The following is a 21,346-nucleotide window of genomic DNA, read 5'->3' as shown; positions in this document are numbered from 1 at the left end:
ATATGAAAGAAACACAACGATTGCTTTGGCAAGGATTTCAAATGGCGGCTGCTTTTCTTAGTATATTTCCTGCCAAAAATGCTGTGTGGGATACAAAAACCGCCCGGTATGCTGTGTTCTTCTTCCCCATTTGCGGAGCACTTATTGGTTTGGTGACATGGGCAGCGTATATAGTGCTGGAATCACTGTATTTGCCGGCTTACATCTTGGCCTTTTTTATTGTATTGCTGTCTGTCGTCTTGCATGGCGGCTTACATTTAGACGGATGGATGGATGTGAGTGACGCGGCGTTTTCCTGGCGGGACAAAGAGCAAAAATTAGAGATTATGAAAGACAGCCGAACAGGTGCAGCAGCTGTTTGGACGACGATCTTTTTGCTTGCGGGGCGTCTTTTATTTGTTATGTATGTATTAGAAACCGACGTTTTGCCAATATGGTTTGTACTCCTTACCGCCCCGGTTTTAGCACGTACAGCGATGGGACACTTGCTCATTTCTGCTCCGCTGGCAAAAAAAGATGGGTTAGCTGCTTGGTTTCGGGCTGACTCTAAACAATACGATGCATGGATGCTGCTTCTGATTTCTAGCTGCTGGCTTCTGTTTTTATTTTTGCTGGCTCCATCATATATAGGGGCAGGTATGTTTATCGGCATGATAGTGGCTGCCGTATATTGGCTGGGACGTTATTTGTTTATAAAATGGTTTGGCGGAATTAACGGAGACATGGCTGGAGCGTTATGTGAAGGAGTGGAAACAGTAATATGGTTCACGAGCGTACTGTATATTTCTTACGTCATGGCATGACAGAAAGCAATCAAAAAAAACAGTATTGCGGCTGGCTCGACACGCCTCTATTACATTCACAGCGGCAGCTTTTATCTGAAAGGGCCGGCTGTCTGTGTGCAGAAGAAGTGTGGACAAGCGATTTGCAGCGTGCTGTGCAAACAGCAGCATTGTTGTTTCCTCATGCCGTGATGAACATTCACAAAGATTTGCGCGAGCTGTATTTTGGCCATTTCGAAGGAAAAACGTATGAAGAATTAAAATCGTCTCCGGCTTATCGTCGCTGGATAGAAGATTTTGAGCACCAAACTCCTTTGGGCGGAGAAAGCTTAGCAGCATTTAGGCAGCGCATTCACGCAAGCTGGACAGAAATGACAACGAAAAGCCGTTCCAATATGGCGGTGGTGACACACAGCGGCTGGATTCGAGAATGGTGCAGAATGTATTTATCCAAACGAGAAGCAGATAGACGCTGGCACATCCCGTATGGAGGCGGACTGGCCATAACTTTTCGTATCGAAGGGGGAGAGTGGAAATGTATTTCATTACAGGAGGTGCATGTAACGGAAAAAAACAGTGGGTAGTTACAAATTTTAACGAAAAAATACAGAATAGCTGCCGCTGGTATTGCGGCTATCAAGAAGATTGGACAGATATTTTAGAATTACAGCACACAGAAGCGGATACAGTGGTCATTGAAGGCATAGAGCATTGTTTAAAAGCATATGCAAGTGAAGGCAGCGGACGCAGCGGCGCACTATTTTATGAAACGTTTGTGCAGCCTTTGCGGCACTGGGAAAAAGCATGTGCGGGACGGACATTGATTATTATTGGCACCGATGTGACAAAAGGCGTTGTACCGATGGAGCAGGAAACCCGGCGGTTCCGTGATGAAACAGGCCGGCTGTTTCAGTATTTATCCCAGCATGCTAATGACATGTATATGATTTGGTTTGGAATTGCTAAAAAACTTTTATAAGAGGGGGAGTCACGTTGAGGTTATACACAAGAAGCGGTGACAAAGGCAAAACAAGCATTATCGGAGGCAGAAGAGATAAAGATCATATCCGAGTTGAAGCATACGGTACATGTGATGAATTAAATGCGTTTGTAGCAAAAGCAGCTGCTGGACTTGACGAAAGTATTTTTTCAGATATACAACCCGAGCTCATTAAAATTCAGCACGAATTGTTTGACTGCGGCAGTGATTTAGCGAATGTAAAAAGTGATGCTGCCTATAAAGTGAATGCGGAAATGATTACGTTTCTCGAAGAGCGCATTGATGTATATATCAAGGAAGCGCCAGAACTAGAACGTTTTATTCTTCCTGGAGGTTCAAAAGAAGCAGCTGATTTACACATCTGCCGGACTATCACAAGAAGAGCAGAGCGTACAACTGCAGCCCTTATGAAAGAAGAAGAGATAAACAATGAAGTGTTCAAATATTTAAATCGATTATCGGACTACTTTTTTGCGGCAGCACGAGTTGCCAATCACCGCCTGCACGTTAAAGATGTAGAATATGAGCGAAGTGCGATTGTGTTTCGATCAAAAAAAAAGAAAAATGACTAAACAAAAAGAGGCTGGAACACAAGTATAGGAACCATCTAATAATCCGAGCTGATTTATTAATAAATCAGTTCGGATTATTTATTTATCACAGGAATTTCTGTTGCTGCTCCGTCGACATACGTCGCGTTCCGCGGGCACGGCCTCAGCTGATTTGGTAACGAACAGGCCTTTACCAAGTGGATCTTCAGCTCGTACTTCGATGCACAGGACGTGCTGGTGTCGGCGTTGGCCACACGATGTGGCTGGTCTTAGCCGGCTTTCCGGAGGGAGTCTTCGTATGTTGACGGCACTTGCTTAAAATATGCTTTCATATCTTATTGTTCGGCTTTTAAGTAACCTGTTTTAGATTTGATCCAGTCTCTTTTTGTTTGCCTAAAAACAGAGGAAGAATAATTGCATGGTTATGTTCCATACTAACAATGACTTCCATCTTCGGCAGAAAGGAGCAGACAATGAAATTTCTTCGACGAAAGCAACAGTTTTACGCAGCTTCACCGCGGTCAAAAAACGTGTCGGAGTGGCTGGCTGCTCTTTCTCAGAACAATGAAGATTTTATTAAAAAGGTGCTGCAAACACCTTTTGGCAATCTTACGTTTTGGTATTATAACTCCCTGATTGATCATGAGCGTCTTAATGTAGATATATGTAAACCATTAAAGTCGCAGCCGTGGAAAACGGCAGGTGATGTTGAACGAGCTGTTTATGTGGATAATACGGAGGTAACAAGTGATATTACCGTTGCCAATGATAAATTATTGTCTGGGTTTGCTGCTTGCCAGCTCCCAGATAATAAAAACGAAGTGCTGTTTATTAATGCACCCGCTGATGTGCAGCGTGAAGTCAGTGTTCCTGAGACCGAATTCAGTGTCATCGGCCCACAGGAGTCGTTTGTCGAAAAGCTGGAAACAAACATTTTTCTTGTACGCAAAAGACTGCCGATTGAAGATTTGCGAATCCGCAAAATTGGAGTTGGAACGCTGTCAAAGACAGAGACAGCGATTTTATATATTGATGGTATTGCAGATGATGAAAACGTTCAAACGGTTGAGCAGCGTATTAAGGAAGTACAATTTGATGAGGTGCTCGGTACAAATGCGCTCGCACAAATGATACAAGACCACTCTATGACGGTATTTCCGCAGTTTGTCAACACGGAACGCCCTGACCGTGTTGCTGCTTCACTAGCAGAAGGAAAAGTTATTTTTATGACAAATGGATCTCCGGAAGCGATTGTAACTCCATCGACGTTAGTAGAGTTTTTTACATCACTAGAAGACTACTATTTGCCGTGGTACATTGCTTCCTTTGTGCGTGTGCTCCGATTGTTTTCATTCGTGTTTTCTGTATTTGCAACACCGGTGTATGTAGCTGTTTTGACTTACCACTATGAATTAATTCCAAAAGATTTATTGGCAACAATTATTGCATCACGAAGCAATATTCCATTTCCACCGGTCCTTGAAGCGTTGTTTTTAGAATTTACCATTGAACTGTTACGAGAAGCCGGGGCGCGACTGCCGACAAAAGTCGGCCAGACTATTGGTATCGTTGGCGGTATTGTTATCGGGCAGGCATCAGTGGAAGCGGGATTGACGAGCAATATTTTGTTAATTGTAGTTGCATTAGCGGCGCTGGCCTCTTTTACGGCGCCGGTGTATCAAATGGGCAATACTGTTCGTGTCATTCGTTTTCCATTTATTATTTTTGCTGCTCTGTTTGGAGCGGTAGGTATCGCTTTAACACTTGCTTTTTTTCTCGCGCATTTAATTCGCTTAGAATCGATAGGACGTCCGTATCTTTCTCCATTTTATCCGCTTCGTCTGGCAGATTGGAAAGATACATTTGTGCGCCTTCCGTACAGCACATTCACAAAGCGTCCGACACAGATGCGGCCGGAATCGAAAAAAAGAATGAGCATGGCAAAGGCCGATAAAGAAAAAGATATTGATGAATAAAAGGAGGAGGCAGATATGCATGTAAAAGTAAAAGAAAAGTTTCAAGTGTCTCCTCCAATGGTTTTTTTTATTATTCATGCGATGCAGGTCGGGGTAGGCATGCTCGGATTTCAGCGAATTATCGCCAAGTCCAGTGGTTATGACAGCTGGATCCCGGTGATTATTGCCGGTGTTGTCATTTCTCTTGTGATCCGCATGATGTATTACATCTTAAAGGTAAATCATAACGACGTGATTGAAGTTCATCGGAATTTATTTGGCAAATGGCTTGGAGGCCTGCTAAGTCTTGCACTCATTTTGTATTTTTATATGACCGGTGTTCTCGTTTTAAGAACATACATTGAAGTTATTCAAGTATGGGTGTTTGAAGATTTGCCGACCTGGGTGCTGACGGTGCTTGCTGCAGGTTTTGTCTATTACGTTATTAAAGGAGGTTTCCGCACAGTTGTCGGATTGTGCGTAGCGGGTGTTTTTATTCCTTCCATTTTATTTTTTATTTTGCTTATGCCGCTGGAATACGCAGATTTTTTGAATTTCCTGCCGATATGGAAGCATTCGTTAAAAGACATCCTGGCTGGAGCAAAAGATACAACGCTGACATTTATCGGTTTTGAGCTGCTGCTATTGTTTTACCCATTTATTAAACATGGCTACCGATCGCATAAATGGGCACAGCTCGGCCACTGGGCAAGTGTGGTCGTTTATACGCTGTTAATGATTGTGACACTGGCATTCTTTAGTGAAGGTCAGTTAAAAATTACGATTTGGCCGACGTTAACATTGCTTAAAATTATTGAATTTCCATTTATTGAGCGATTTGAATATTTAGGTATCTCCTTATGGCTGATTATCGTTGTTCCTAACATCGTGACAGCTTTTTGGGGGGCAAGCCGCGGATTAAAGCGGTTGTTTTCCATCAAACAACGCTATGTCGTTTTGTTTATGGTTTTAACGCTGATTATTGTTGTGCCGCCCATAGATAACCGGCAAGCGGTAAACACGTTAAATGAGTGGGTAAACCAGATTGGATTTTGGGTTATCATTGCATATATTCCTTTTTTATGTGCCGTGCAGTTTATTCATTCTAAGTGGAAAAGGAAGAATGAAACATGAAGCGAAAAAGTATGCTTGCACTCTTATTGCTGGTGTTCACTACTGGATGCATCATAGATACACAGATCATTGATGAAATTTTGCTTATCCAGACGATAGGCATTGATAAGCACGATGAAGATCAATTAAAATACACGGTTACTTTTCCTGTCTTTTTAGAGCAGGGAGAAGAAAATACGTTAAGTATGGAAGTTCAGTCTATTGTCTCAGAAACGACGGAAGAAGCTCGTAATATTTTAAACCAGCGTGCTCAGCAGCCGCTTCGTTACGGACAAGTCAGAGTTACACTATTTGGGAAAAGTGTAGCAGAAGAGGGACTGGAAGAGTATGTAAAGTCTATTTACCGTAATCCAAGAATTGGAAGCCGCATTTATTTAAGTGTGACAGATGCTTCAACAGAAGAAGTCATGTCTATCGAAGGGGAGAAACAAAAGCGGATTGGTTTGTATTTTTCTGATCTTATCGAACAAAATATTCGGTTTGAAAGTATCCCTGAGACGAATATGCATTTGTTCTTGTTTGACATGTATAGCGATGGAAAAGATGCTTATTTGCCGCTGATTAAAAAAGCAGAGAAAATACCACAAATTGAGGGATTAGCATTATTTGACAGTGATCGTTATGTAGACAGTATTGATTTAAACGAAACATATTTTTTCAGCCAGCTTCGTGATGGAAATCAAGGCGGCACCAATCAATTCAGCGTGAAACATGAAGGAAAGCAAGAATATGTCGTGATAGAAAACGTGTTTTCAGATGTGCGTTACAAAGAAAAAACGAGAGAACCTTATCCTGTTTATGATGTTGATTTGAAGGTTCAAGCAGAAGTGACGAGTTTTACTGGAAACATTAATTTAAATAATTCAAAAGCAGTCAACCAAGTAAAAAAGCAGATAGAACAATCGATAAAAACAGAATGTGAAAAGTTAATCCAAAAATTTCAAGACGCAAATATTGACCCGCTAGGTTTTGGCGAAAAGTACCGCAGCCAAACGCGAGATTGGAATCCAACGAAATGGAAAGACACCGTTTATCCTAATATAGAAGCAAATGTTCATGTCCATTTGGAAATACTGCAGTCAGGTGCCATTGAATAAATGTTTATTGTTCATAATCGTGATTCGTTGTCATACCTTTACAAGGAATCTAATCGTACAGGAGGTACGTATGAATTATATTCAGCGTTTTATGATTGTCGGTTTTTTCTCAGCCGTGCTGTTTCTTATCTTCATTTTTATCGGAGTGTCCACGTCATATGCTGCCAGTGAATATGTCTGGCCGGTAGAGGGGGAGTTAAGTGATATGTTTGGTACGCGTGGTGGCACACACTATGGTATTGATATAGCGGCTGAAAAGGGAACACCTATTCACGCAGTGCAGTCTGGTGAAGTAGTGAAATCATATTTTTCTTCTTCCTATGGAAATGTAATTATTATTCTTCACGAATCGGGTGAGGAGACGCTGTATGCCCATTTAGAGGAGAGGTGGAAAAGTGAAGGAGACGATGTCAAGCAAAAGGAAGTGATCGGCACGATAGGAAGCACTGGCCGTTCGACTGGTCCTCATTTGCACTTTGAGTTTCACGAGAAGGAATGGACAGAAGATAAAATTTTTGCTGTTGATCCGTTACAAGTGTTAAACAAACAAGAAATATCATAGAGAAAGGTTGAAAGAAGAGACAAAAAAGAGTCCATCTGCATGATAGAATGAAAGGGAAGTCTTTGGGTAAAGGAAGATGATGAAATGAAGACAAAGACACACGAGCAGCTCGAGCCGCTACATACTTCATTTTTAATGTGGTTAAACCAGCAGACTTACGCAGAAGATGAAGAATGGATATTGGAGAGGTTTTTGTTTGTATTAAAAAAAATAGCACTGCATGAACAAATTAGATTGGATGATAATCATAATATTCACCGGCGTTTTTGGAAAGGGATGGAGAAAGCGTTCTGCAGCCACCATTTAACAAAAAGCACAAAGCCAAGGGATGTTTTTTATTATCAGTTTATAGAACGAGTTTTGCTGGATAACCATTGGATAGATAAAGACGAACAGCGTGTTTATATCACAAAAGCAGGCAGGCGTTTTTTGAGGCAGCCGCGTAAACAGCAGTGGAATAACATTTTACAATACATATGGCCTTAACATCGAGTGTAGATTTTCCGTAGTACTTACATATTCTTACCATGTAAAAACCCCGTCCTGCTGACAGGAACGGGGTTTTATGCTGTGCAATGTTATTACACTTCGATTTTATCGGCACGCGTAATCTCCTCAATGGAGGTTAAGTCGTTTAGTACGTCTTCAGTTGCTTCTTTGTCGACAGCTAACATCATAATAGCGTCGCCGCCTTCTTCTTTACGTCCCACTTGCATCGTTGCGATATTGACTTCATGTTTTCCGAGCAATTGTCCCATTTTGCCGATTACACCCGGCTTGTCGGTGTGTTTAATATAGATGAGGTGTCCCGTCGGGTAAAAATCAACATGAAAGTCGTTAATGCGCACAATGCGTGGACCATATTCTTTCACATATGTGCCGTGAATAGTAAATGTTTGGTTCTCTTCTTCAACCGTTGCTTGAATCAAGTTGGAATACCCAAGGGCATTTGTCTGGTGTTTTTCCCCATAATTAATACCGCGTTCTTTCGCAATCAATGAAGCATTAACGTCATTAACCGGAGCGTCAATACGGGTTTGCAGGAAGCCGGCAATCAATGAACGAGTGAGGACAGATGTTTCTAGTTCTGTTACTTCTCCGCTGTACTGAACGTTAATATCCTGTACAGGTCCTGTCATGCTTTGAGATAAAATATGCCCCATTTTTTTGGACAATTCATAGTACGGCTGCAGTGTTTCAAATTTTTCTTTAGACATAGCCGGCAAGTTAATAGAGTTCAGTGCTGGCATGCCTTTTAAGAATTGCAGCACTTCTTCTGATACTTGTGCTGCAACGTTTAATTGTGCTTCCTTTGTAGACGCTGCAATATGAGGAGTAGAAATAACTTGATCAAAGGCTAGCAATTCATTATCTTGGGCAGGTTCTTCTTCAAATACATCCAATGCCGCACCAGCTACGTGGCCATTTTCCAAGTAGTGCTTGAGTGCATCTTCATCAATAATCCCGCCGCGGGCGCAGTTAATGAGAAATACGCCTTCCTTCGTCTTTTTGATGTTTTCCATGCCAAGCAACCCTTTAGTTTCTTTTGTTAAAGGAGTATGCACGGTAATAATGTCTGCTTCCGGCAATAACTCATCCAAGTCTGCTAACTGTACACCAGCTTTTTCTGCGCGTTCTTTCGTTAAAAATGGGTCGTACACGATGGTAGACATATCAAAGCCGCGGGCACGCTTGGCCAGCTCAGAGCCAATACGTCCGAAACCAACAATGCCTAGTGTTTTTCCACGCAGTTCGGTTCCTTGGAACGCTTTTCTATTCCATTCTCCGCCTTTAATAGACGCATTAGCTTGAGGAACTTTTCGTGCGAGCGATATAATCATAGCAAATGTGTGCTCAGCTGTAGAAATTGTATTTCCATCTGGGGCATTAATGACAACAATGCCTCGTTTAGTTGCGGCATCAATGTCAATATTATCCACACCAACACCCGCCCGGGCGATAATTTTCAAACGGCTCATTTGGTCCATTAAGGCTGCAGTTACTGTTGTGCCGCTTCGTACAAGCAATGCATCGTATTCGTCCAAATCATCGGTGTCATTTACATTTTGCTGTACGCAATCCATGTTGTCATTGTCTAATAATGGTTTTAGTCCCTGTTCGCTCATATTGTCGGAAACAAGAACTCGGAACGTATTGTTTAGCACCTGTTCCTCTGCTTTCTCTGCTACTGGCTGTTGAATCATTCATTCTCCACTCCTTTGTTGATATGAAAGAATATGTAAACCGGAGTCCTTTTGTAAAGGTTATATAAATATGCCGGTTTATTCACAAGACGTTGAGGGAAACCTGCAATGTAAAAAAACTTCCACCCACACGAATAATTTCGTGAGGGGCGGAAGTTTCCGCGGTACCACCCTCATTGCAGAATACAAGATTCTGATTCTCAGGGAGCTCCTGCTCCAAGATAACGGGTTACCCGTCCGCTCCTACTGCTGCTTTCAGAGAGGCTGCTCAGAAGTGCTATCAGAAATGAATCATACCGGTTTCCAGCTGACCCGGCTCTCTGACATGACATACATTTCATCATTCTTCTTCAATGCATTTTTTGTGCGGTTGTTTCTTTATAAACGGTAAATGTTTCACATTAATACTAGTTGTTTGCAATTTATCATATGATTATGTAAATGTCAATTCAGTTTGTGACAGCAAAGATTCATTTTGTGTTGTTACTGTGTATTCTATACAGGAGGGGTGTTATGGTTTCTTATCAAGTAAAGCCAGGTGATACATTAGCAAAAGTTGCTTATCACAATAAAGTGCGGACAGAAGATTTGCTTGCCTGCAACAGAGATTTATTATCCGCACAAGATTATATTAAACCGGGAGCGTTTTTGCAGATTCCAGATCCTGGACCTGGAGACATCATGCTCGATAAAATCAGGTGCTGCTACGAATATGGATTTCGTGAACTGGAAGAGGACAAACAACAGTTGACGGCATTTACATGTGAAACGATCGGCCAGTCGCGAATGGGCAAGCCTTTATGGTTATTTAAAGCCGGAGACGGTCCTTATAAAATTTTCTTATCTGCTACGTGGCATGGAAATGAATGGCTGAACACGTGGCTGCTCATGGAGTTTTTAAAGACATTGCAGCAAAAAATACAACAAAAGGAAAGCTGGCGGGGGTTAAATATAGAAAATGTGCTGCAAGAGACAAGTATTTATGCCGTTCCACTCGTTAATCCTGATGGAGCAGAGCTTGTTCAAGAAGGGCTTTATGACGGGCACCCTTATTATGATGAAATTAACAAGATAAATTACGGGTATCAACAGTTTCATCATTGGTCAGCGAACGCATGCGGGGTGGATCTTAATCACCAGTGGCCTGCCGGGTGGCATGAAGAAGCACAAACGAGCCCAAGCCGGCCGTTTTTCAGGCATTATGGAGGGGAAGCACCGCTGACCGAACCAGAAGCCAGAGCCATCTATACATTAACGATGAAAGAAGAATTCAGTGCGGTGATAGCGTTTCATTCTCAAGGAGAGGAAATATATTGGGGTTATCAACAGCAAGAACCGCCGGTCAGCAGAGAATTTGCCCACCGGCTGGCACGTGCAAGTTCGTACCGAGCAGTGCAAACAGCGGACAGCAAGGCTGGTTACAAAGATTGGTTTATAAAAGAATTTAAACGGCCGGGGTTTACAGTGGAAACAGGCGTTGGACAAAATCCGCTTCCGTTTGAGGCCTCAGCAAGAATATGGCTGACAGCACTGCCGCTGTTGTTAGAAAGTCTCACATTTTTCGATTTCACAAAAGAACGGACTCGGTAAACGAGTCCGTTGTGAATTATTGCTGATAGCGTTCGATGCAGGCGTCTGTAAGCTCTGCTGCTGCGCTTGCATCTTCCCAGCTGCCGATTTCGGTTTTTTTGTTTTCAAGATCTTTGTATGTTTTAAAGAAGTGAGCAATTTCATCCAGCTTATGTTGTGGAATATCATTAATGGAATACACATCTTTAAAACGAGGATCTTCAGTAGGTACCGCGAGCAGCTTTTGGTCTTCATCGCCATCATCAATCATGTTTAAGTAGCCAATTACACGGGATTCGATGACGCAGCCAGGGAAAGTAGGATTTGTCACAAGCACTAAAATATCGAGCGGGTCTCCATCTAAAGCTAATGTTTCATCGATATAGCCATACTCTGCCGGATAAAACATGGAAGAGAAGAGGACTCGGTCCAGCTTAAAGACTCCTTTTTCTTTGTCAAACTCATACTTGTTTTGACTGCCTGTCGGAATTTCAATTACCGCGTCTACTACTTTGTTTTCTGCAGCCATACGTTCGCCTCCTTTATTATGTATAAGTATAAACTTACCATTTTGATTATAGCAGGAAAGTGTAGAGATGAAAAATTTAAATCTTTCACAAAAAAAGCGCAAGCACAAAATTCAGCTAAGAGCGTCATGTTTTGTAGCAGCGCTGAAGGAAATCACGCCGTGAGCATCTGAGCAGGCGGGTGCTTGTGTTAGATAAAAAAACGCCAACTTTAAATGTTTTTGTTTTATTTACAATAAAAAGACACCGGGTTTATCACCGGTGTCTGCTGCTGTATCTATTCATGCTTTAACGGATCGCTGTCAAATGATTCATCAGCAATTTTAATGGAATCTGTCGGGCATCCTTCGAAAGCATCCAGCATATCTTCTTCTAATTCCTCAGGAACTTCGACCGTTCCGGTATTATCATCTAAAATAACTTCTGCCAGTCCCTCATCGTCGTAATCATAAATATCGGGAGCAGCAGCTCCGCATGCGCCGCACGCAATGCACGTATCTTTATCTACAATTGTATATTTTGCCATGAGTGTAACCCTCCTGAAAATCTATTCCTATCCATAAAAATATAATACTGTTAGACGTTTTTTTGTCTATTTCATATTGTATGCTTTCATGATAAACTTTTCAACAGAAAATCAGGAAGCAATATGCTTCATCTGCAATATATTGAAGCTGAATGGAGGCGGCCTGTGTGAAGCTTACGTTTCGTCATTACGTGCTTTTGTACTTACTGCAAAAGTGCAATGGAGACCGCAGCGTTAATGCTATTTTTCATATTTTACAAGGAAAGCGTTCCTCACAGACAATTCAAGACGTTAAATGGTACGGGGTAACTCCATTCTTTTCTATGCTTACAAACTGGCGTGCATCCTCATTTGAGAAAGAGGCAAATGCGTTGAAAGGCCATTATTTTACAGAGAATTCTCGAAAGCAAGCTTCTTTAACAACAAAAGGTGAAGAAGTCGTCACTGCATTTCTAAGTAAATATGAATGGCCTCATTATTTTCAAGGATTTAAGCATGGACAAGCCGCCCCGGTTTTTTGGAAACGGCTGGCGTTATTCGTACAATGCTTATCGTTTTCTATACATAACGAGCGCTCTTTTTTGCCCGTTTTTGATGATGTATCTGTTCAGCAGTGGTTAAAACAACGCTGGCCAAAAAGCAAAGCAGAAAAAAAAGCTGCTGCTTCCCAACTTCATAACGAGTTGTACAATGTTTTAAAAAATGTCCCGCAACGAGATGCTGTGTTATTTACAAATCGGCTTTCCGGTTACCAATGTACGGGTCAAACCTTACATCAAGCGGCTTACCGCTTACATCTTGGCGAGGATGAAAGTGCGTTTCGTTTTCAAGCAGTGCTCCATGACCTTATTGAACATGCAAAAACCACCATCTATTTGTCACAATGTGCTGCTGGCCTGACGCAGAAGCAAGTGTTGACGGAAACGGCGAGAAAAACACGGATGTACTTGATGAAGGGCATGGATATCGATCAAATTGCGAAAGCCCGAAGACTAAAGCGCAGCACAATTGAAGATCATGTAGTCGAGCTTGCTTCAGAAGAACCATCTTTTGCCATTCACAGCTATGTCCCCGTTTCCTTACAATCAGACATCATGAAAGCAGCCGAGACAACAGGCACATTTCGCTTAAAAGTCATAAAAGAGCACCTTGAATGGCACAACATCGCTGCTGATTATTTTGCTATCCGCTTAACATTAGCGTATTTCGGAGGTTCGCATAAACATGCTCGAAGACTACCTGTTTAAGTATTTTGGCTACACATCTTTTAAAGAAAATCAAAAAAGTATTATTCAAGCAGTCCTCAATCAGCAAGACGTATTTGCAATGCTTGCAACTGGTTCTGGCAAATCGCTTTGCTACCAACTGCCTGCATTTATTAATGAAGGTTTAACGGTAGTGGTTTCACCGCTTTTAGCATTGATGGAAAATCAAGTACAGGAGTTAAAACAAAAGGGTCTCAAACAAGTCGCCGCCTATAACAGTTTTTTATCCTTTCAAGAGAAAAATTGGATTATGCAGCACCTGGATTCGTATAAAATTTTGTATATTTCGCCGGAAAGCATTCAGCAGGAAAACGTGTGTGAAGCGTTAGCCAAACAACAAATTTCTTTGTTTGCGGTCGATGAAGCACATTGTATTTCACAGTGGGGGCATGAATTTCGTACCGATTATTTGCAGTTAGGCAAAGTGCGAAGAGCATTAGGTTCACCGCCGTGCCTGGCCTTAACAGCTTCTGCACCGCCAGAAGTGAGAGATGACATCTTATATCAACTAGAGTGTGTCCGCCCCGTCCTTTTTTGTGATTCTATTGATCGTACAAATATTTCCATCGAAGCAGCTTCTGTACCAACGACAGAAGAGAAAAAAACAACATTGCTGAACTATGTAAAAAGCATGCCTATGCCTGGAATGGTATATGTGTCCAGCCGGAAAAAAGCTGAACAGCTGACTCGGCTTATGACAGACCGTCTCGACGTTTCGGCATTTTATTATCATGGCGGTATGACACAAGAAGACAGAAACCTTATTCAACAGCAGTTTCTACAAGGTGAAGTCGATGTCATATGCTGTACGAATGCTTTTGGTATGGGGATAAATAAGCCAAATATCCGATTTGTTATCCATTATGATTATCCCAAGGATTTAGAGTCATATATACAAGAAATGGGACGTGCCGGCCGTGACGGCCAAAGAAGCACTTCCATTATTCTCCGAACGGAAAATGATTTGTTTTTGCCGCGGCACTTAATTGAAAAAGAGTTTCCAGCAGAAGAAGAGTTGAGTGCTGTTCTTACATGGTGGAAAGAAAAAAGCCGTCAATGGGATTTGACTTTTTTAATACAACAATGCGGTTTAGAGGAAGTGCATGCCCGCTTTATTTATTATTATTTTAAAAAGTGGCAGGAAACAGAAACAGCGTCACAAGATGTGGATATAGAGGAAGTGAAAACGTATTTGCTCGAAATTATTCATAAGCGAAAAACATGGAAGTACAGAAAGCTGAGGCAAATTGAGCAATGGTTGTGGAGTGATGACTCATGCAGAAGGGAAAGGCTCTTGCATGCGTTTGGTGAAAAACAAAAACAGCGTCTAAAACAGTGTTGTGATGTTTGTGGAATTTCCCCGCTCAGACAGGAAAAAGGACATGCGGATCAAGCAGCAGGAGAGCGGACATGGCAAGAACGCCTGGCTTCCCTTTTGCATCCATAAGAGAGACAATTATGATAAAATGTTTGTGTATGTGTGCAATAGGTGAAAAAGAAGGTGATGTGATATGGCAGGAGCTTCGAGACAAAGGGAGCAGGCGGAAACACTTCGTTACCAAACAGAACAAAAGACAAAAAAGCGCAATGACGATGATACGGTTGATGTGTTATCACTGCCGCCGCGAAAAAAAGTGCATCGAAAGAAAAAACGTATTAAAAGTGTGACACTTGTACGCGTGCTGCTTGTTGTATTTTTGCTTATTGTAACCGGTGTTACGGTATTGGCATGGATGACCCTGTACCATTCATAAGTTTAAGAACTTATTTTTTCGAGGTGCCGCTGTCCAAAAAAGATAAAACGATCGCGATGAAACCAATGACCAGCCACACAAATATATTGTTTATTATAATGTTCAATTCGGCCAAAAACCAATGTTGATTTTGCTTTCACACAATAAACTTCAACAGGAATACCAAGCCGGAAGTTATAACGGACATCATCATCGGTGACAAGCGAGCGGCACTTTAATTTGTTTAAAAGCATATTCCTTTTCCCCCTGTGTTTCATGAAGTTTACTACTGTTAGTATACGCCAATTTGTTAGAATTTTCAAACATATAAATGAAAATTCCTCGTACAGAGGAATGAACATATGTATTAACGTGATAGAGTGTGCCGTGCTTCTGTTGAGGCTTGTTCCTCTTCTGTTAAAGGAGAAGAGAGGACCAATCCGATAAAACAGATAGCGACACCTATCCCCATTAATATAAAAGGAACAATTAGACGTTTTTTTGTTAACAATAGGAACAACAGTAAAAAAAAGCCTGCCCCGAATAATCCCGTTCCGATAAGAAAAACTGTCAAATCCATGCGCGTCATCTCCCTGTCAGTGAGTTCTCTATTATTATAATCTACTGTGACAGATTCTTGCTATGAAAAATCTGCGAGTATTTATTGGTAATTTAGTGTGTCTTATTACAGGTATAAAAATGGGCAGTTTTTTGTTTTAAAACAAGTTGACAAAAACAAAACTGTTATAATACAATGTTATTAACATCAATTGGGAGGGGAAATGGAAGTGAAAAAAATAACAGAGTTTTTCAGAAATTTGCCGCCGAAACAATGTGAGGATTGTGGGGATGTTATGGATGAAATGCATGAATCATATATGAATAAATGCGACAAATGCTTAAGGAAAGCAGCGCTATAGATGATGGGAAGGACGGGAAGCCGTTCTTCTTTTTTTATTATGAGCCTTCGGCTGGCAAGTTTTATTACGTGAGTGTTCATTGTATATCCACGTGCTCGGTAAGCGGTGTGTGCCTAAGCTGCCGTCAGGAAAAGAAAGACAAGCAACAAGTGCGCAATACATAACAAGGAAGCTGCGCAAATGTGCGCACGTTTCTTCTCTGAGTGGTTTTGACAGAAGCTTGCTTCAAGGAATTACAGAAGATAGTAGTACATATTCTGTGTATATCTGTTTGGGGAAGAGAAAGCTTGTGTATTAGTACAGTGTTTTTGTTTATCTGCCCGAAAAGTTTTGCTATGATGTAACATGGTAAAAGAACAAACATGAACAGGGGAAGGCGATGAACGATGAAAGCATGGTGGAAAGTGTTATTTTGGTGCAGCGGGCTCTGGATATTGTTTATGTTTATGGAAGCAAAACGGAATTATATCAAAGAAGAATATCTTTATATATATGACTTGCCAACTCCCTTCGATGAAAAAGGGATATTTTTCATTTCGGACATACATTTTCGCCGCGTTTCCCGAAGGCTAGTACATAAAGCGAAGTCAAAAGCAGATATTGTAATTATTGGTGGGGATCTTTTGGAGAAAAATGTACCGATTAACAGGGTGCGAACAAATATACGGCGTTTACAAGAAATCGGTCCGGTCATTTTTGTGTGGGGAAATAACGATATAGAAGAACAGGAACAGCTTGGACGTTTATTGGAAGAAGAGGGTGTCATATGTTTGGAAAATGACATTTATCAGTGGGGAATAGGCCGTCATAAGCTGCAGATTGCAGGGTTAATGGACCGTTATCAAAAGTTGGCTGAGTGGCGGCTGTATGAAAAAACGCAGCAGCCGATTCCGGTTTTAGTTGTGCACGACCCAGAGGTTATATCGAAACTGAATGATCCAACAACGTTTGATACAGCACTGACGGGCCATACGCACGGGGGACAAATTCGCTTTGGGCGTTTTGGTATTCGTGAGCGCGGCGGCTGGAAACAGCGGCGAGGGATAAACGTATTAATCAGTAATGGCTATGGAACAACGTCTCTGCCGCTGCGTTTTGGGGCTCCTGCCGAGACACACCTTTTAACGTTAAAATCAAAAGTGTAAATCTCTTCACCCCTCCTTGGGCGAATGAATACAGTATAGCAAGCAATGACAGCACCATGGCATATTCAGGAGGAAGAAAAATGGAGATGTACACTTGGCCGGAGGATCGTTTACAAGTTTATTTGGATACACAAGAGTTAAAAAGATACGGTTTGGACCCCCGTAATGGACTCGTACATCGTGAGCGGGCAGAGGCTTTTTTTGTATCGTTATTATGGATGGCATCCAATCATTTTCAAGTGCAAGAAAATGCACAGCTAGATGTGGAATTTAACGAAGGCGAAGCAGGGGATATTTTCCTTCTTGTTCATTTTTATGATGAACATGGCAATCAAATGCCGCTGTTTTGTGAAACCAGTCAAAACGAAGAAGTGCTGTTATTTCGGTTTGCGACAAAAGAAAACTTAGGTGCCTTTGCGCTCAGGGCGGCTGAATATGATTTGAAAGGTGGAACTCTTTTATATTGGTATCCGTATGATTATTTGTTGTTTACCTGTTCAGAAATGACACAGCAGTACTTGTTGACAGCATTATTAGAAGAATACGGGGAGAAGACGTATATCGACCCAGGCTGCGTTCAAAAAAGGGGAAAAGTTATTAACGTCAGGTCAGCCTTACAGTATTTAGCATCGCCTGAATAACTGTCATTCTTTTTCTTGTTTATGAGTGGAAATCACTGTTTTAATTCTTTATAGTAGTAATTGGCATACACATGACTAAGCAATCGTTTTAGAGGTGAAAAAATAATGGAGGAACAAGGGAATCAAGACAAGAAAAAAAAGACAGCAGAAAACATGAACGTCCTTGATTCTACGCAGACGGTAATAAAGAAAGCTTTAGATAAATTGGGATATCCAAAAGAAGTGTACGAACTTATGAAAGAGCCGATGCGGTTGTTGACTGTACGTATCCCGGTAAAAATGGACGACGGTTCTACAAAAGTATTCACAGGATACCGTGCACAGCATAACGATGCAATTGGCCCGACGAAAGGAGGCGTCCGCTTTCATCCTAACGTTACGGAACAAGAAGTGAAGGCGTTGTCTATATGGATGTCTCTGAAAGCAGGAATCGTTGATCTTCCTTATGGCGGAGGAAAAGGCGGGATTATTTGTGATCCAAGAAATATGTCTTTTCATGAACTAGAACGCTTAAGCCGCGGGTACGTAAGAGCAATCAGTCAGATTGTGGGGCCAACCAAAGATATTCCAGCTCCAGATGTTTTTACGAATTCACAAATTATGGCGTGGATGCTGGATGAATACAGCAGAATCCGCGAGTTTGACTCTCCTGGATTTATTACAGGGAAACCAGTTGTTTTAGGAGGTTCGCATGGCAGAGAGTCAGCGACGGCAAAAGGAGTTACCATTTGCATACGTGAAGCAGCAAAGAAAAAGGGAATCGATCTAAAAGATGCCAGAATAGCGATTCAAGGCTTTGGCAATGCAGGCAGCTTTTTAGCAAAGTTTATGCATGATGCAGGGGCGAAAGTAGTCGGTGTAGCTGATGCATATGGTGCATTGTATGATTCTGATGGCTTGGATATCGACTACTTGCTTGACAGAAGAGATTCGTTTGGAACGGTCACAAATCTTTTCAAAGATCGTTTGTCGAATGACGAACTGCTAGAAATTGATTGTGATATATTGGTACCGGCTGCTATTGAAAATCAAATTACAGAGAAAAATGCCGATCTTATTAAAGCCGGTATTGTTGTCGAAGCCGCAAATGGCCCGACAACTCTTCAAGCAACAAAGATTCTGTCTGATAACGGCGTTTTATTAGTGCCGGATGTGCTGGCTAGCTCAGGTGGAGTAACCGTGTCTTACTTTGAGTGGGTACAAAATAACCAAGGGTATTATTGGACGGAAGAAGAAGTTGAGAACAAACTTGAGCAAGTGATGGTACAAGCTTTTGATAACATTTACAGGCTGGCACACGGGCGAAGAATTGATATGCGCCTAGCAGCCTATATGATTGGCGTCCGCAAAATGGCAGAGGCTTCAAGGTTTCGAGGGTGGATTTAAACAAAGATAGTGGACGGACCCGCCTGTTTGTGGCGGGTTTCTTTTGCTAGGAGAACATAAAAGCCGGTGTTATTTTCCTCTTGTGCAAGCATAAGCCGCTTGGACGCCCGCGGCGTGGGTTTGCTTAGCGGCTGCATACAAGGCGTGTTTTCACAGGAGATGGTGCCTGCTGCGCTGCACACAAAACGTGTGCGTACTTAACAGAAGTATCTTTCAAAAGCCTCTGGCTGACGCTCCATGCAGAAGTGCCTTCATCGTAGCCGAAGTTCCTTCTTTTAGGACGCTCGCGTTTTTCTTACTATATACAGTCAACAAGGGAGATGAGGATATGCTGGAAGAAGACATTATCGTTATTGGTGCAGGCCCGTGCGGTCTTTCGACGGGCCTTGCTTTACAAGAGAATGGATACGAGCCGCTCTTCATAGAAAAAAACAATGTGGCCCATTCCATTTATCGTTACCCTTCTCACCAAACTTTTTTTAGTTCCAGCGATAAACTAGAAATTGGCGGCTACCCTTTTCCATCCATTGAAAGAAAGCCAAAGCGCCACGAAGCGCTCGTTTATTACCGGAAGGTGGCGGAGAGAAGTAAACTGAGAATCCACTCTTACGAGACAGTAAAGAAAGTAAGCAAAGCAGAAACAAATGGTTTTTACGTAGTAACTTCTACAGCGCATGATGAAGAAAAAACTTATCACTGTAAAAATGTAATTGTTGCAACCGGTTATTACGATAATCCCAATATGATGGGGGTAGAAGGGGAAAACCTTCCGCATGTTTTTCATTATTTTAAAGAAGCGCACCCGTTTTTTCAAAAGAACGTAACAATTGTTGGAGGGAAGAATTCTGCGGTGGACGCTGCGCTGGCGCTTGAACAAGCAGGGGCTCATGTGACCGTGCTCTATCGGAAAAGTGAATTTTCAAGTGCAGTAAAGCCTTGGATTCTGCCTGACTTTTATTCCCTTGTCCGGCAAAATAAAATACGAATGGTGTATGAAGCACACGTTGAAAAAATTACTTCATCTGCTGTTTATTATCGTACTGAAGGTAAAACATACCAGCAAGAAGCTGATTTTGTGCTGGCTATGACCGGGTATCACCCTGATCATGCGTTTTTGCGAAAAATGGGAGTGCAAATGGAAGAAGATACTGGCCGCCCGGTGTTTAGCGAAGAGACAATGGAGACTAATGTAGAAGGCATTTATATCGCAGGTGTGATTGCAGCAGGGAATAATGCTAATGAAATTTTTATTGAAAATGGACGTTTTCATGGAGAGCGGATTGCAAATGCCATAAAAAAACGGCGTGAAAATGGGGTGCAGTCATGAAAAAAATCGTTATTATCACTACTGGCGGTACGATTGCAAGTAAACCTAATATAGACTCTGGCTTGCTGGTTGCAGGGGAAATAAGCGGAGAAGAGTTGACCGCTATGTTTGATTTGCCGAGTGATATTGATATTGTTGTCGAATCTTTTTTGCAAAAACCGAGCATGCACGTAGATTTTGATGATTACATCAAGCTCCACGAAACAGTCCGCAAATATGTAAACGATGATACGGTTGACGGCATTGTTATTACGCACGGGACAGATACATTAGAAGAAACAGCGTACTTTTTGGATATAACAGTAGCGCACAGGAAACCAGTCGTTGTTACGGGGTCACAAAGAGCACCTGAAGCATTGGGGAGCGATGCTTACATAAATGTCCGTTATGCGGTGCTGACAGCTTGTGAAAAAGATTGTGCTGATATTGGGACAGTTGTTGTTTTTAACGAAAGCATCTATGCCGCCCGCTACGTTAAAAAAGTACACGCTTCTAATGTTCAAGGGTTTGGCACGTCTGGGTTTGGCTATTTAGGGACTGTTGATGCAGACAATGTTTTCCTCTACCAAAAGCCGGTTAAACAAGAAGTATTGCCTCTTGGAAACATGCTGCCAAAAGTAGATATTGTCAAAGCGTATGTGAGTGCAGACGGCACACACGTTGATGCTTCTGTTGCTGCTGGTGCAAAAGGAATTGTTGTTGAAGGAGCAGGGCGCGGGCAAATTCCTGTAGAGATGGCAGATAGTATTAGAAGGGCAATAAAACAAAATATCGAAGTTGTGTTAACGACAAATGCAGAAGAAGGAAATGTGCTTTCGGCTTATGATTATCGAGGAAGTACCTATGATTTAGAAAGAATGGGTGCAAAGCTTGCAGGAGATTTGGATGCTAAAAAAGCACGTATCCGTCTAGCAGTTTCTTTATCGGCAAAATCAGATGCGTAGCGGGGTCTTCATGTTATATGCCATATTTCTCGAGCAGCCATTGCATGTTATGATAATAGCAGAAGAAGGGTACGGATA

The 21,346-nt window shown here is 41.9% G+C and carries 24 protein-coding genes and 1 other annotated feature; of the genes, 19 read left to right on the top strand and 5 right to left on the bottom strand.

Translation table 11 applies throughout. From position 1 onward, the window contains the following. Nucleotides 1-2 precede the first annotated feature (2 nt). From BLT18_RS02860 to BLT18_RS02820, 9 genes are all read left to right on the top strand, one after another. The gene (locus BLT18_RS02860; protein WP_175487346.1) at nucleotides 3-803 is read left to right on the top strand and encodes an adenosylcobinamide-GDP ribazoletransferase; all 801 of its coding nucleotides are present in this window, start codon (nucleotides 3-5) and stop codon (nucleotides 801-803) included. Further along, the gene (locus BLT18_RS02855; protein WP_091270987.1) at nucleotides 761-1,366 is read left to right on the top strand and encodes a histidine phosphatase family protein; all 606 of its coding nucleotides are present in this window, start codon (nucleotides 761-763) and stop codon (nucleotides 1,364-1,366) included. Before BLT18_RS02860 ends, BLT18_RS02855 begins: the two co-directional genes overlap by 43 nt. Next, nucleotides 1,318-1,761, top strand: a complete 444-nt coding sequence (locus tag BLT18_RS02850; protein ID WP_091270985.1) for a bifunctional adenosylcobinamide kinase/adenosylcobinamide-phosphate guanylyltransferase — start codon at nucleotides 1,318-1,320, stop codon at nucleotides 1,759-1,761. Before BLT18_RS02855 ends, BLT18_RS02850 begins: the two co-directional genes overlap by 49 nt. Before the next feature lie 14 nt (nucleotides 1,762-1,775). Then, nucleotides 1,776-2,354 carry a cob(I)yrinic acid a,c-diamide adenosyltransferase gene (locus BLT18_RS02845; RefSeq protein WP_091270984.1) on the top strand — a complete coding sequence of 193 codons (579 nt, stop codon included), beginning with the start codon at nucleotides 1,776-1,778 and terminating at the stop codon, nucleotides 2,352-2,354. 452 nt (nucleotides 2,355-2,806) lie between these two features. Beyond that, nucleotides 2,807-4,309 carry a spore germination protein gene (locus BLT18_RS02840; protein ID WP_245705152.1) on the top strand — a complete coding sequence of 501 codons (1,503 nt, stop codon included), beginning with the start codon at nucleotides 2,807-2,809 and terminating at the stop codon, nucleotides 4,307-4,309. Between the two features lie 15 nt (nucleotides 4,310-4,324). Continuing rightward, complete coding sequence (locus tag BLT18_RS02835) at nucleotides 4,325-5,422, top strand: spore germination protein (protein WP_091270981.1); 1,098 nt, start codon at nucleotides 4,325-4,327, stop codon at nucleotides 5,420-5,422. Further along, nucleotides 5,419-6,519, top strand: coding sequence for a Ger(x)C family spore germination protein (locus tag BLT18_RS02830; protein ID WP_091270979.1), 1,101 nt, complete (start codon nucleotides 5,419-5,421; stop codon nucleotides 6,517-6,519). Before BLT18_RS02835 ends, BLT18_RS02830 begins: the two co-directional genes overlap by 4 nt. 70 nt (nucleotides 6,520-6,589) lie before the next feature. Continuing rightward, nucleotides 6,590-7,081 carry a M23 family metallopeptidase gene (locus BLT18_RS02825; protein WP_175487345.1) on the top strand — a complete coding sequence of 164 codons (492 nt, stop codon included), beginning with the start codon at nucleotides 6,590-6,592 and terminating at the stop codon, nucleotides 7,079-7,081. An 84-nt stretch (nucleotides 7,082-7,165) separates the two neighbouring features. Further along, nucleotides 7,166-7,567, top strand: a complete 402-nt coding sequence (locus BLT18_RS02820; protein ID WP_091270976.1) for a hypothetical protein — start codon at nucleotides 7,166-7,168, stop codon at nucleotides 7,565-7,567. A 95-nt stretch (nucleotides 7,568-7,662) separates the two neighbouring features. Here the strand turns inward: BLT18_RS02820 and serA are convergent, their stop codons facing one another. Beyond that, nucleotides 7,663-9,285: a phosphoglycerate dehydrogenase gene (gene serA / locus BLT18_RS02815; RefSeq protein ID WP_091270974.1), complete on the bottom strand. Its 1,623-nt coding sequence runs from the start codon at nucleotides 9,283-9,285 to the stop codon at nucleotides 7,663-7,665. 142 nt (nucleotides 9,286-9,427) lie between these two features. Beyond that, nucleotides 9,428-9,648 (bottom strand) — a binding site (T-box leader). Nucleotides 9,649-9,798: 150 nt separating this feature from the next. On the opposite strand from serA, the gene BLT18_RS02810 reads away from it, so the two are divergent. Continuing rightward, nucleotides 9,799-10,875: a M14 family metallopeptidase gene (locus BLT18_RS02810; RefSeq protein WP_091270973.1), complete on the top strand. Its 1,077-nt coding sequence runs from the start codon at nucleotides 9,799-9,801 to the stop codon at nucleotides 10,873-10,875. Between the two features lie 16 nt (nucleotides 10,876-10,891). Here BLT18_RS02810 and BLT18_RS02805 read toward each other — a convergent pair whose 3' ends face one another. Next, on the bottom strand, nucleotides 10,892-11,383 hold the full coding sequence (locus tag BLT18_RS02805) for an inorganic diphosphatase (RefSeq protein WP_091270971.1): 492 nt from the start codon (nucleotides 11,381-11,383) through the stop codon (nucleotides 10,892-10,894). Between the two features lie 275 nt (nucleotides 11,384-11,658). Further along, nucleotides 11,659-11,907, bottom strand: a complete 249-nt coding sequence (locus BLT18_RS02800) for a ferredoxin (RefSeq protein WP_091270970.1) — start codon at nucleotides 11,905-11,907, stop codon at nucleotides 11,659-11,661. Nucleotides 11,908-12,074: 167 nt separating this feature from the next. On the opposite strand from BLT18_RS02800, the gene BLT18_RS02795 reads away from it, so the two are divergent. The 3 genes from BLT18_RS02795 to BLT18_RS02785 all read left to right on the top strand — a co-directional run bounded on the left by BLT18_RS02795 (nucleotide 12,075) and on the right by BLT18_RS02785 (nucleotide 14,926). Further along, complete coding sequence (locus BLT18_RS02795) at nucleotides 12,075-13,154, top strand: helix-turn-helix domain-containing protein (protein ID WP_175487344.1); 1,080 nt, start codon at nucleotides 12,075-12,077, stop codon at nucleotides 13,152-13,154. Continuing rightward, complete coding sequence (locus tag BLT18_RS02790) at nucleotides 13,132-14,619, top strand: RecQ family ATP-dependent DNA helicase (RefSeq protein ID WP_091270966.1); 1,488 nt, start codon at nucleotides 13,132-13,134, stop codon at nucleotides 14,617-14,619. Before BLT18_RS02795 ends, BLT18_RS02790 begins: the two co-directional genes overlap by 23 nt. 64 nt (nucleotides 14,620-14,683) lie before the next feature. After that, nucleotides 14,684-14,926, top strand: a complete 243-nt coding sequence (locus tag BLT18_RS02785; RefSeq protein WP_091270965.1) for a hypothetical protein — start codon at nucleotides 14,684-14,686, stop codon at nucleotides 14,924-14,926. Between the two features lie 2 nt (nucleotides 14,927-14,928). Here BLT18_RS02785 and BLT18_RS02780 read toward each other — a convergent pair whose 3' ends face one another. Then, nucleotides 14,929-15,159 carry a hypothetical protein gene (locus BLT18_RS02780; protein WP_091270964.1) on the bottom strand — a complete coding sequence of 77 codons (231 nt, stop codon included), beginning with the start codon at nucleotides 15,157-15,159 and terminating at the stop codon, nucleotides 14,929-14,931. Nucleotides 15,160-15,272: 113 nt separating this feature from the next. Next, complete coding sequence (locus BLT18_RS02775) at nucleotides 15,273-15,485, bottom strand: hypothetical protein (RefSeq protein ID WP_091270962.1); 213 nt, start codon at nucleotides 15,483-15,485, stop codon at nucleotides 15,273-15,275. A 202-nt stretch (nucleotides 15,486-15,687) separates the two neighbouring features. Here BLT18_RS02775 and yhfH point away from each other — a divergent pair, with 202 nt between their 5' ends. The 6 genes from yhfH (at nucleotide 15,688) to BLT18_RS02745 (ending at nucleotide 21,268) form a co-directional block, all read left to right on the top strand. Beyond that, nucleotides 15,688-15,825 carry a protein YhfH gene (gene yhfH, locus BLT18_RS02770; RefSeq protein ID WP_091270960.1) on the top strand — a complete coding sequence of 46 codons (138 nt, stop codon included), beginning with the start codon at nucleotides 15,688-15,690 and terminating at the stop codon, nucleotides 15,823-15,825. 386 nt (nucleotides 15,826-16,211) lie between these two features. Beyond that, entirely contained in the window at nucleotides 16,212-16,970 is a 759-nt protein-coding gene (locus BLT18_RS02765; protein WP_091270958.1) for a metallophosphoesterase, read from the top strand. A gap of 80 nt (nucleotides 16,971-17,050) precedes the next feature. Further along, entirely contained in the window at nucleotides 17,051-17,611 is a 561-nt protein-coding gene (locus BLT18_RS02760) for a hypothetical protein (protein WP_091270956.1), read from the top strand. A gap of 105 nt (nucleotides 17,612-17,716) precedes the next feature. Beyond that, nucleotides 17,717-18,997 (top strand): Glu/Leu/Phe/Val family dehydrogenase, encoded by a 1,281-nt coding sequence (locus tag BLT18_RS02755; RefSeq protein WP_091270954.1) that lies wholly within the window; start codon nucleotides 17,717-17,719, stop codon nucleotides 18,995-18,997. A gap of 328 nt (nucleotides 18,998-19,325) precedes the next feature. Then, entirely contained in the window at nucleotides 19,326-20,324 is a 999-nt protein-coding gene (locus BLT18_RS02750; RefSeq protein WP_091270952.1) for a YpdA family putative bacillithiol disulfide reductase, read from the top strand. Continuing rightward, a complete protein-coding gene (locus BLT18_RS02745; protein WP_091270950.1) occupies nucleotides 20,321-21,268 on the top strand; it encodes an asparaginase in 948 nt (315 codons plus the stop codon). Before BLT18_RS02750 ends, BLT18_RS02745 begins: the two co-directional genes overlap by 4 nt. Nucleotides 21,269-21,346: the final 78 nt, after the last annotated feature.

The organism is Alteribacillus persepolensis (assembly GCF_900099605.1).
Taxonomy (GTDB): Bacteria; Bacillota; Bacilli; order Bacillales; family Marinococcaceae; genus Alteribacillus; species Alteribacillus persepolensis.
Note: the sequence above shows the minus strand (reverse complement) of the source record. Positions and strands in the feature narration are given on the sequence as shown.

Coding starts and splice junctions, on each gene's coding strand:
- BLT18_RS02835 (WP_091270981.1), top strand. CDS start 4,325: ATGCATGTAAAAGTAAAAGAAAAGTTTCAAGTGTCTCCTCCAATGGTT.
- BLT18_RS02780 (WP_091270964.1), bottom strand. CDS start 15,159: ATGCTTTTAAACAAATTAAAGTGCCGCTCGCTTGTCACCGATGATGAT.
- BLT18_RS02810 (WP_091270973.1), top strand. CDS start 9,799: ATGGTTTCTTATCAAGTAAAGCCAGGTGATACATTAGCAAAAGTTGCT.
- BLT18_RS02855 (WP_091270987.1), top strand. CDS start 761: ATGGTTCACGAGCGTACTGTATATTTCTTACGTCATGGCATGACAGAA.
- BLT18_RS02750 (WP_091270952.1), top strand. CDS start 19,326: ATGCTGGAAGAAGACATTATCGTTATTGGTGCAGGCCCGTGCGGTCTT.
- yhfH (WP_091270960.1), top strand. CDS start 15,688: ATGGAAGTGAAAAAAATAACAGAGTTTTTCAGAAATTTGCCGCCGAAA.
- BLT18_RS02825 (WP_175487345.1), top strand. CDS start 6,590: ATGAATTATATTCAGCGTTTTATGATTGTCGGTTTTTTCTCAGCCGTG.
- BLT18_RS02850 (WP_091270985.1), top strand. CDS start 1,318: ATGTATTTCATTACAGGAGGTGCATGTAACGGAAAAAAACAGTGGGTA.
- BLT18_RS02805 (WP_091270971.1), bottom strand. CDS start 11,383: ATGGCTGCAGAAAACAAAGTAGTAGACGCGGTAATTGAAATTCCGACA.
- BLT18_RS02775 (WP_091270962.1), bottom strand. CDS start 15,485: ATGGATTTGACAGTTTTTCTTATCGGAACGGGATTATTCGGGGCAGGC.
- serA (WP_091270974.1), bottom strand. CDS start 9,285: ATGATTCAACAGCCAGTAGCAGAGAAAGCAGAGGAACAGGTGCTAAAC.
- BLT18_RS02755 (WP_091270954.1), top strand. CDS start 17,717: ATGGAGGAACAAGGGAATCAAGACAAGAAAAAAAAGACAGCAGAAAAC.
- BLT18_RS02760 (WP_091270956.1), top strand. CDS start 17,051: ATGGAGATGTACACTTGGCCGGAGGATCGTTTACAAGTTTATTTGGAT.
- BLT18_RS02790 (WP_091270966.1), top strand. CDS start 13,132: ATGCTCGAAGACTACCTGTTTAAGTATTTTGGCTACACATCTTTTAAA.
- BLT18_RS02830 (WP_091270979.1), top strand. CDS start 5,419: ATGAAGCGAAAAAGTATGCTTGCACTCTTATTGCTGGTGTTCACTACT.
- BLT18_RS02800 (WP_091270970.1), bottom strand. CDS start 11,907: ATGGCAAAATATACAATTGTAGATAAAGATACGTGCATTGCGTGCGGC.
- BLT18_RS02765 (WP_091270958.1), top strand. CDS start 16,212: ATGAAAGCATGGTGGAAAGTGTTATTTTGGTGCAGCGGGCTCTGGATA.
- BLT18_RS02860 (WP_175487346.1), top strand. CDS start 3: ATGAAAGAAACACAACGATTGCTTTGGCAAGGATTTCAAATGGCGGCT.
- BLT18_RS02840 (WP_245705152.1), top strand. CDS start 2,807: ATGAAATTTCTTCGACGAAAGCAACAGTTTTACGCAGCTTCACCGCGG.
- BLT18_RS02820 (WP_091270976.1), top strand. CDS start 7,166: ATGAAGACAAAGACACACGAGCAGCTCGAGCCGCTACATACTTCATTT.
- BLT18_RS02745 (WP_091270950.1), top strand. CDS start 20,321: ATGAAAAAAATCGTTATTATCACTACTGGCGGTACGATTGCAAGTAAA.
- BLT18_RS02785 (WP_091270965.1), top strand. CDS start 14,684: ATGGCAGGAGCTTCGAGACAAAGGGAGCAGGCGGAAACACTTCGTTAC.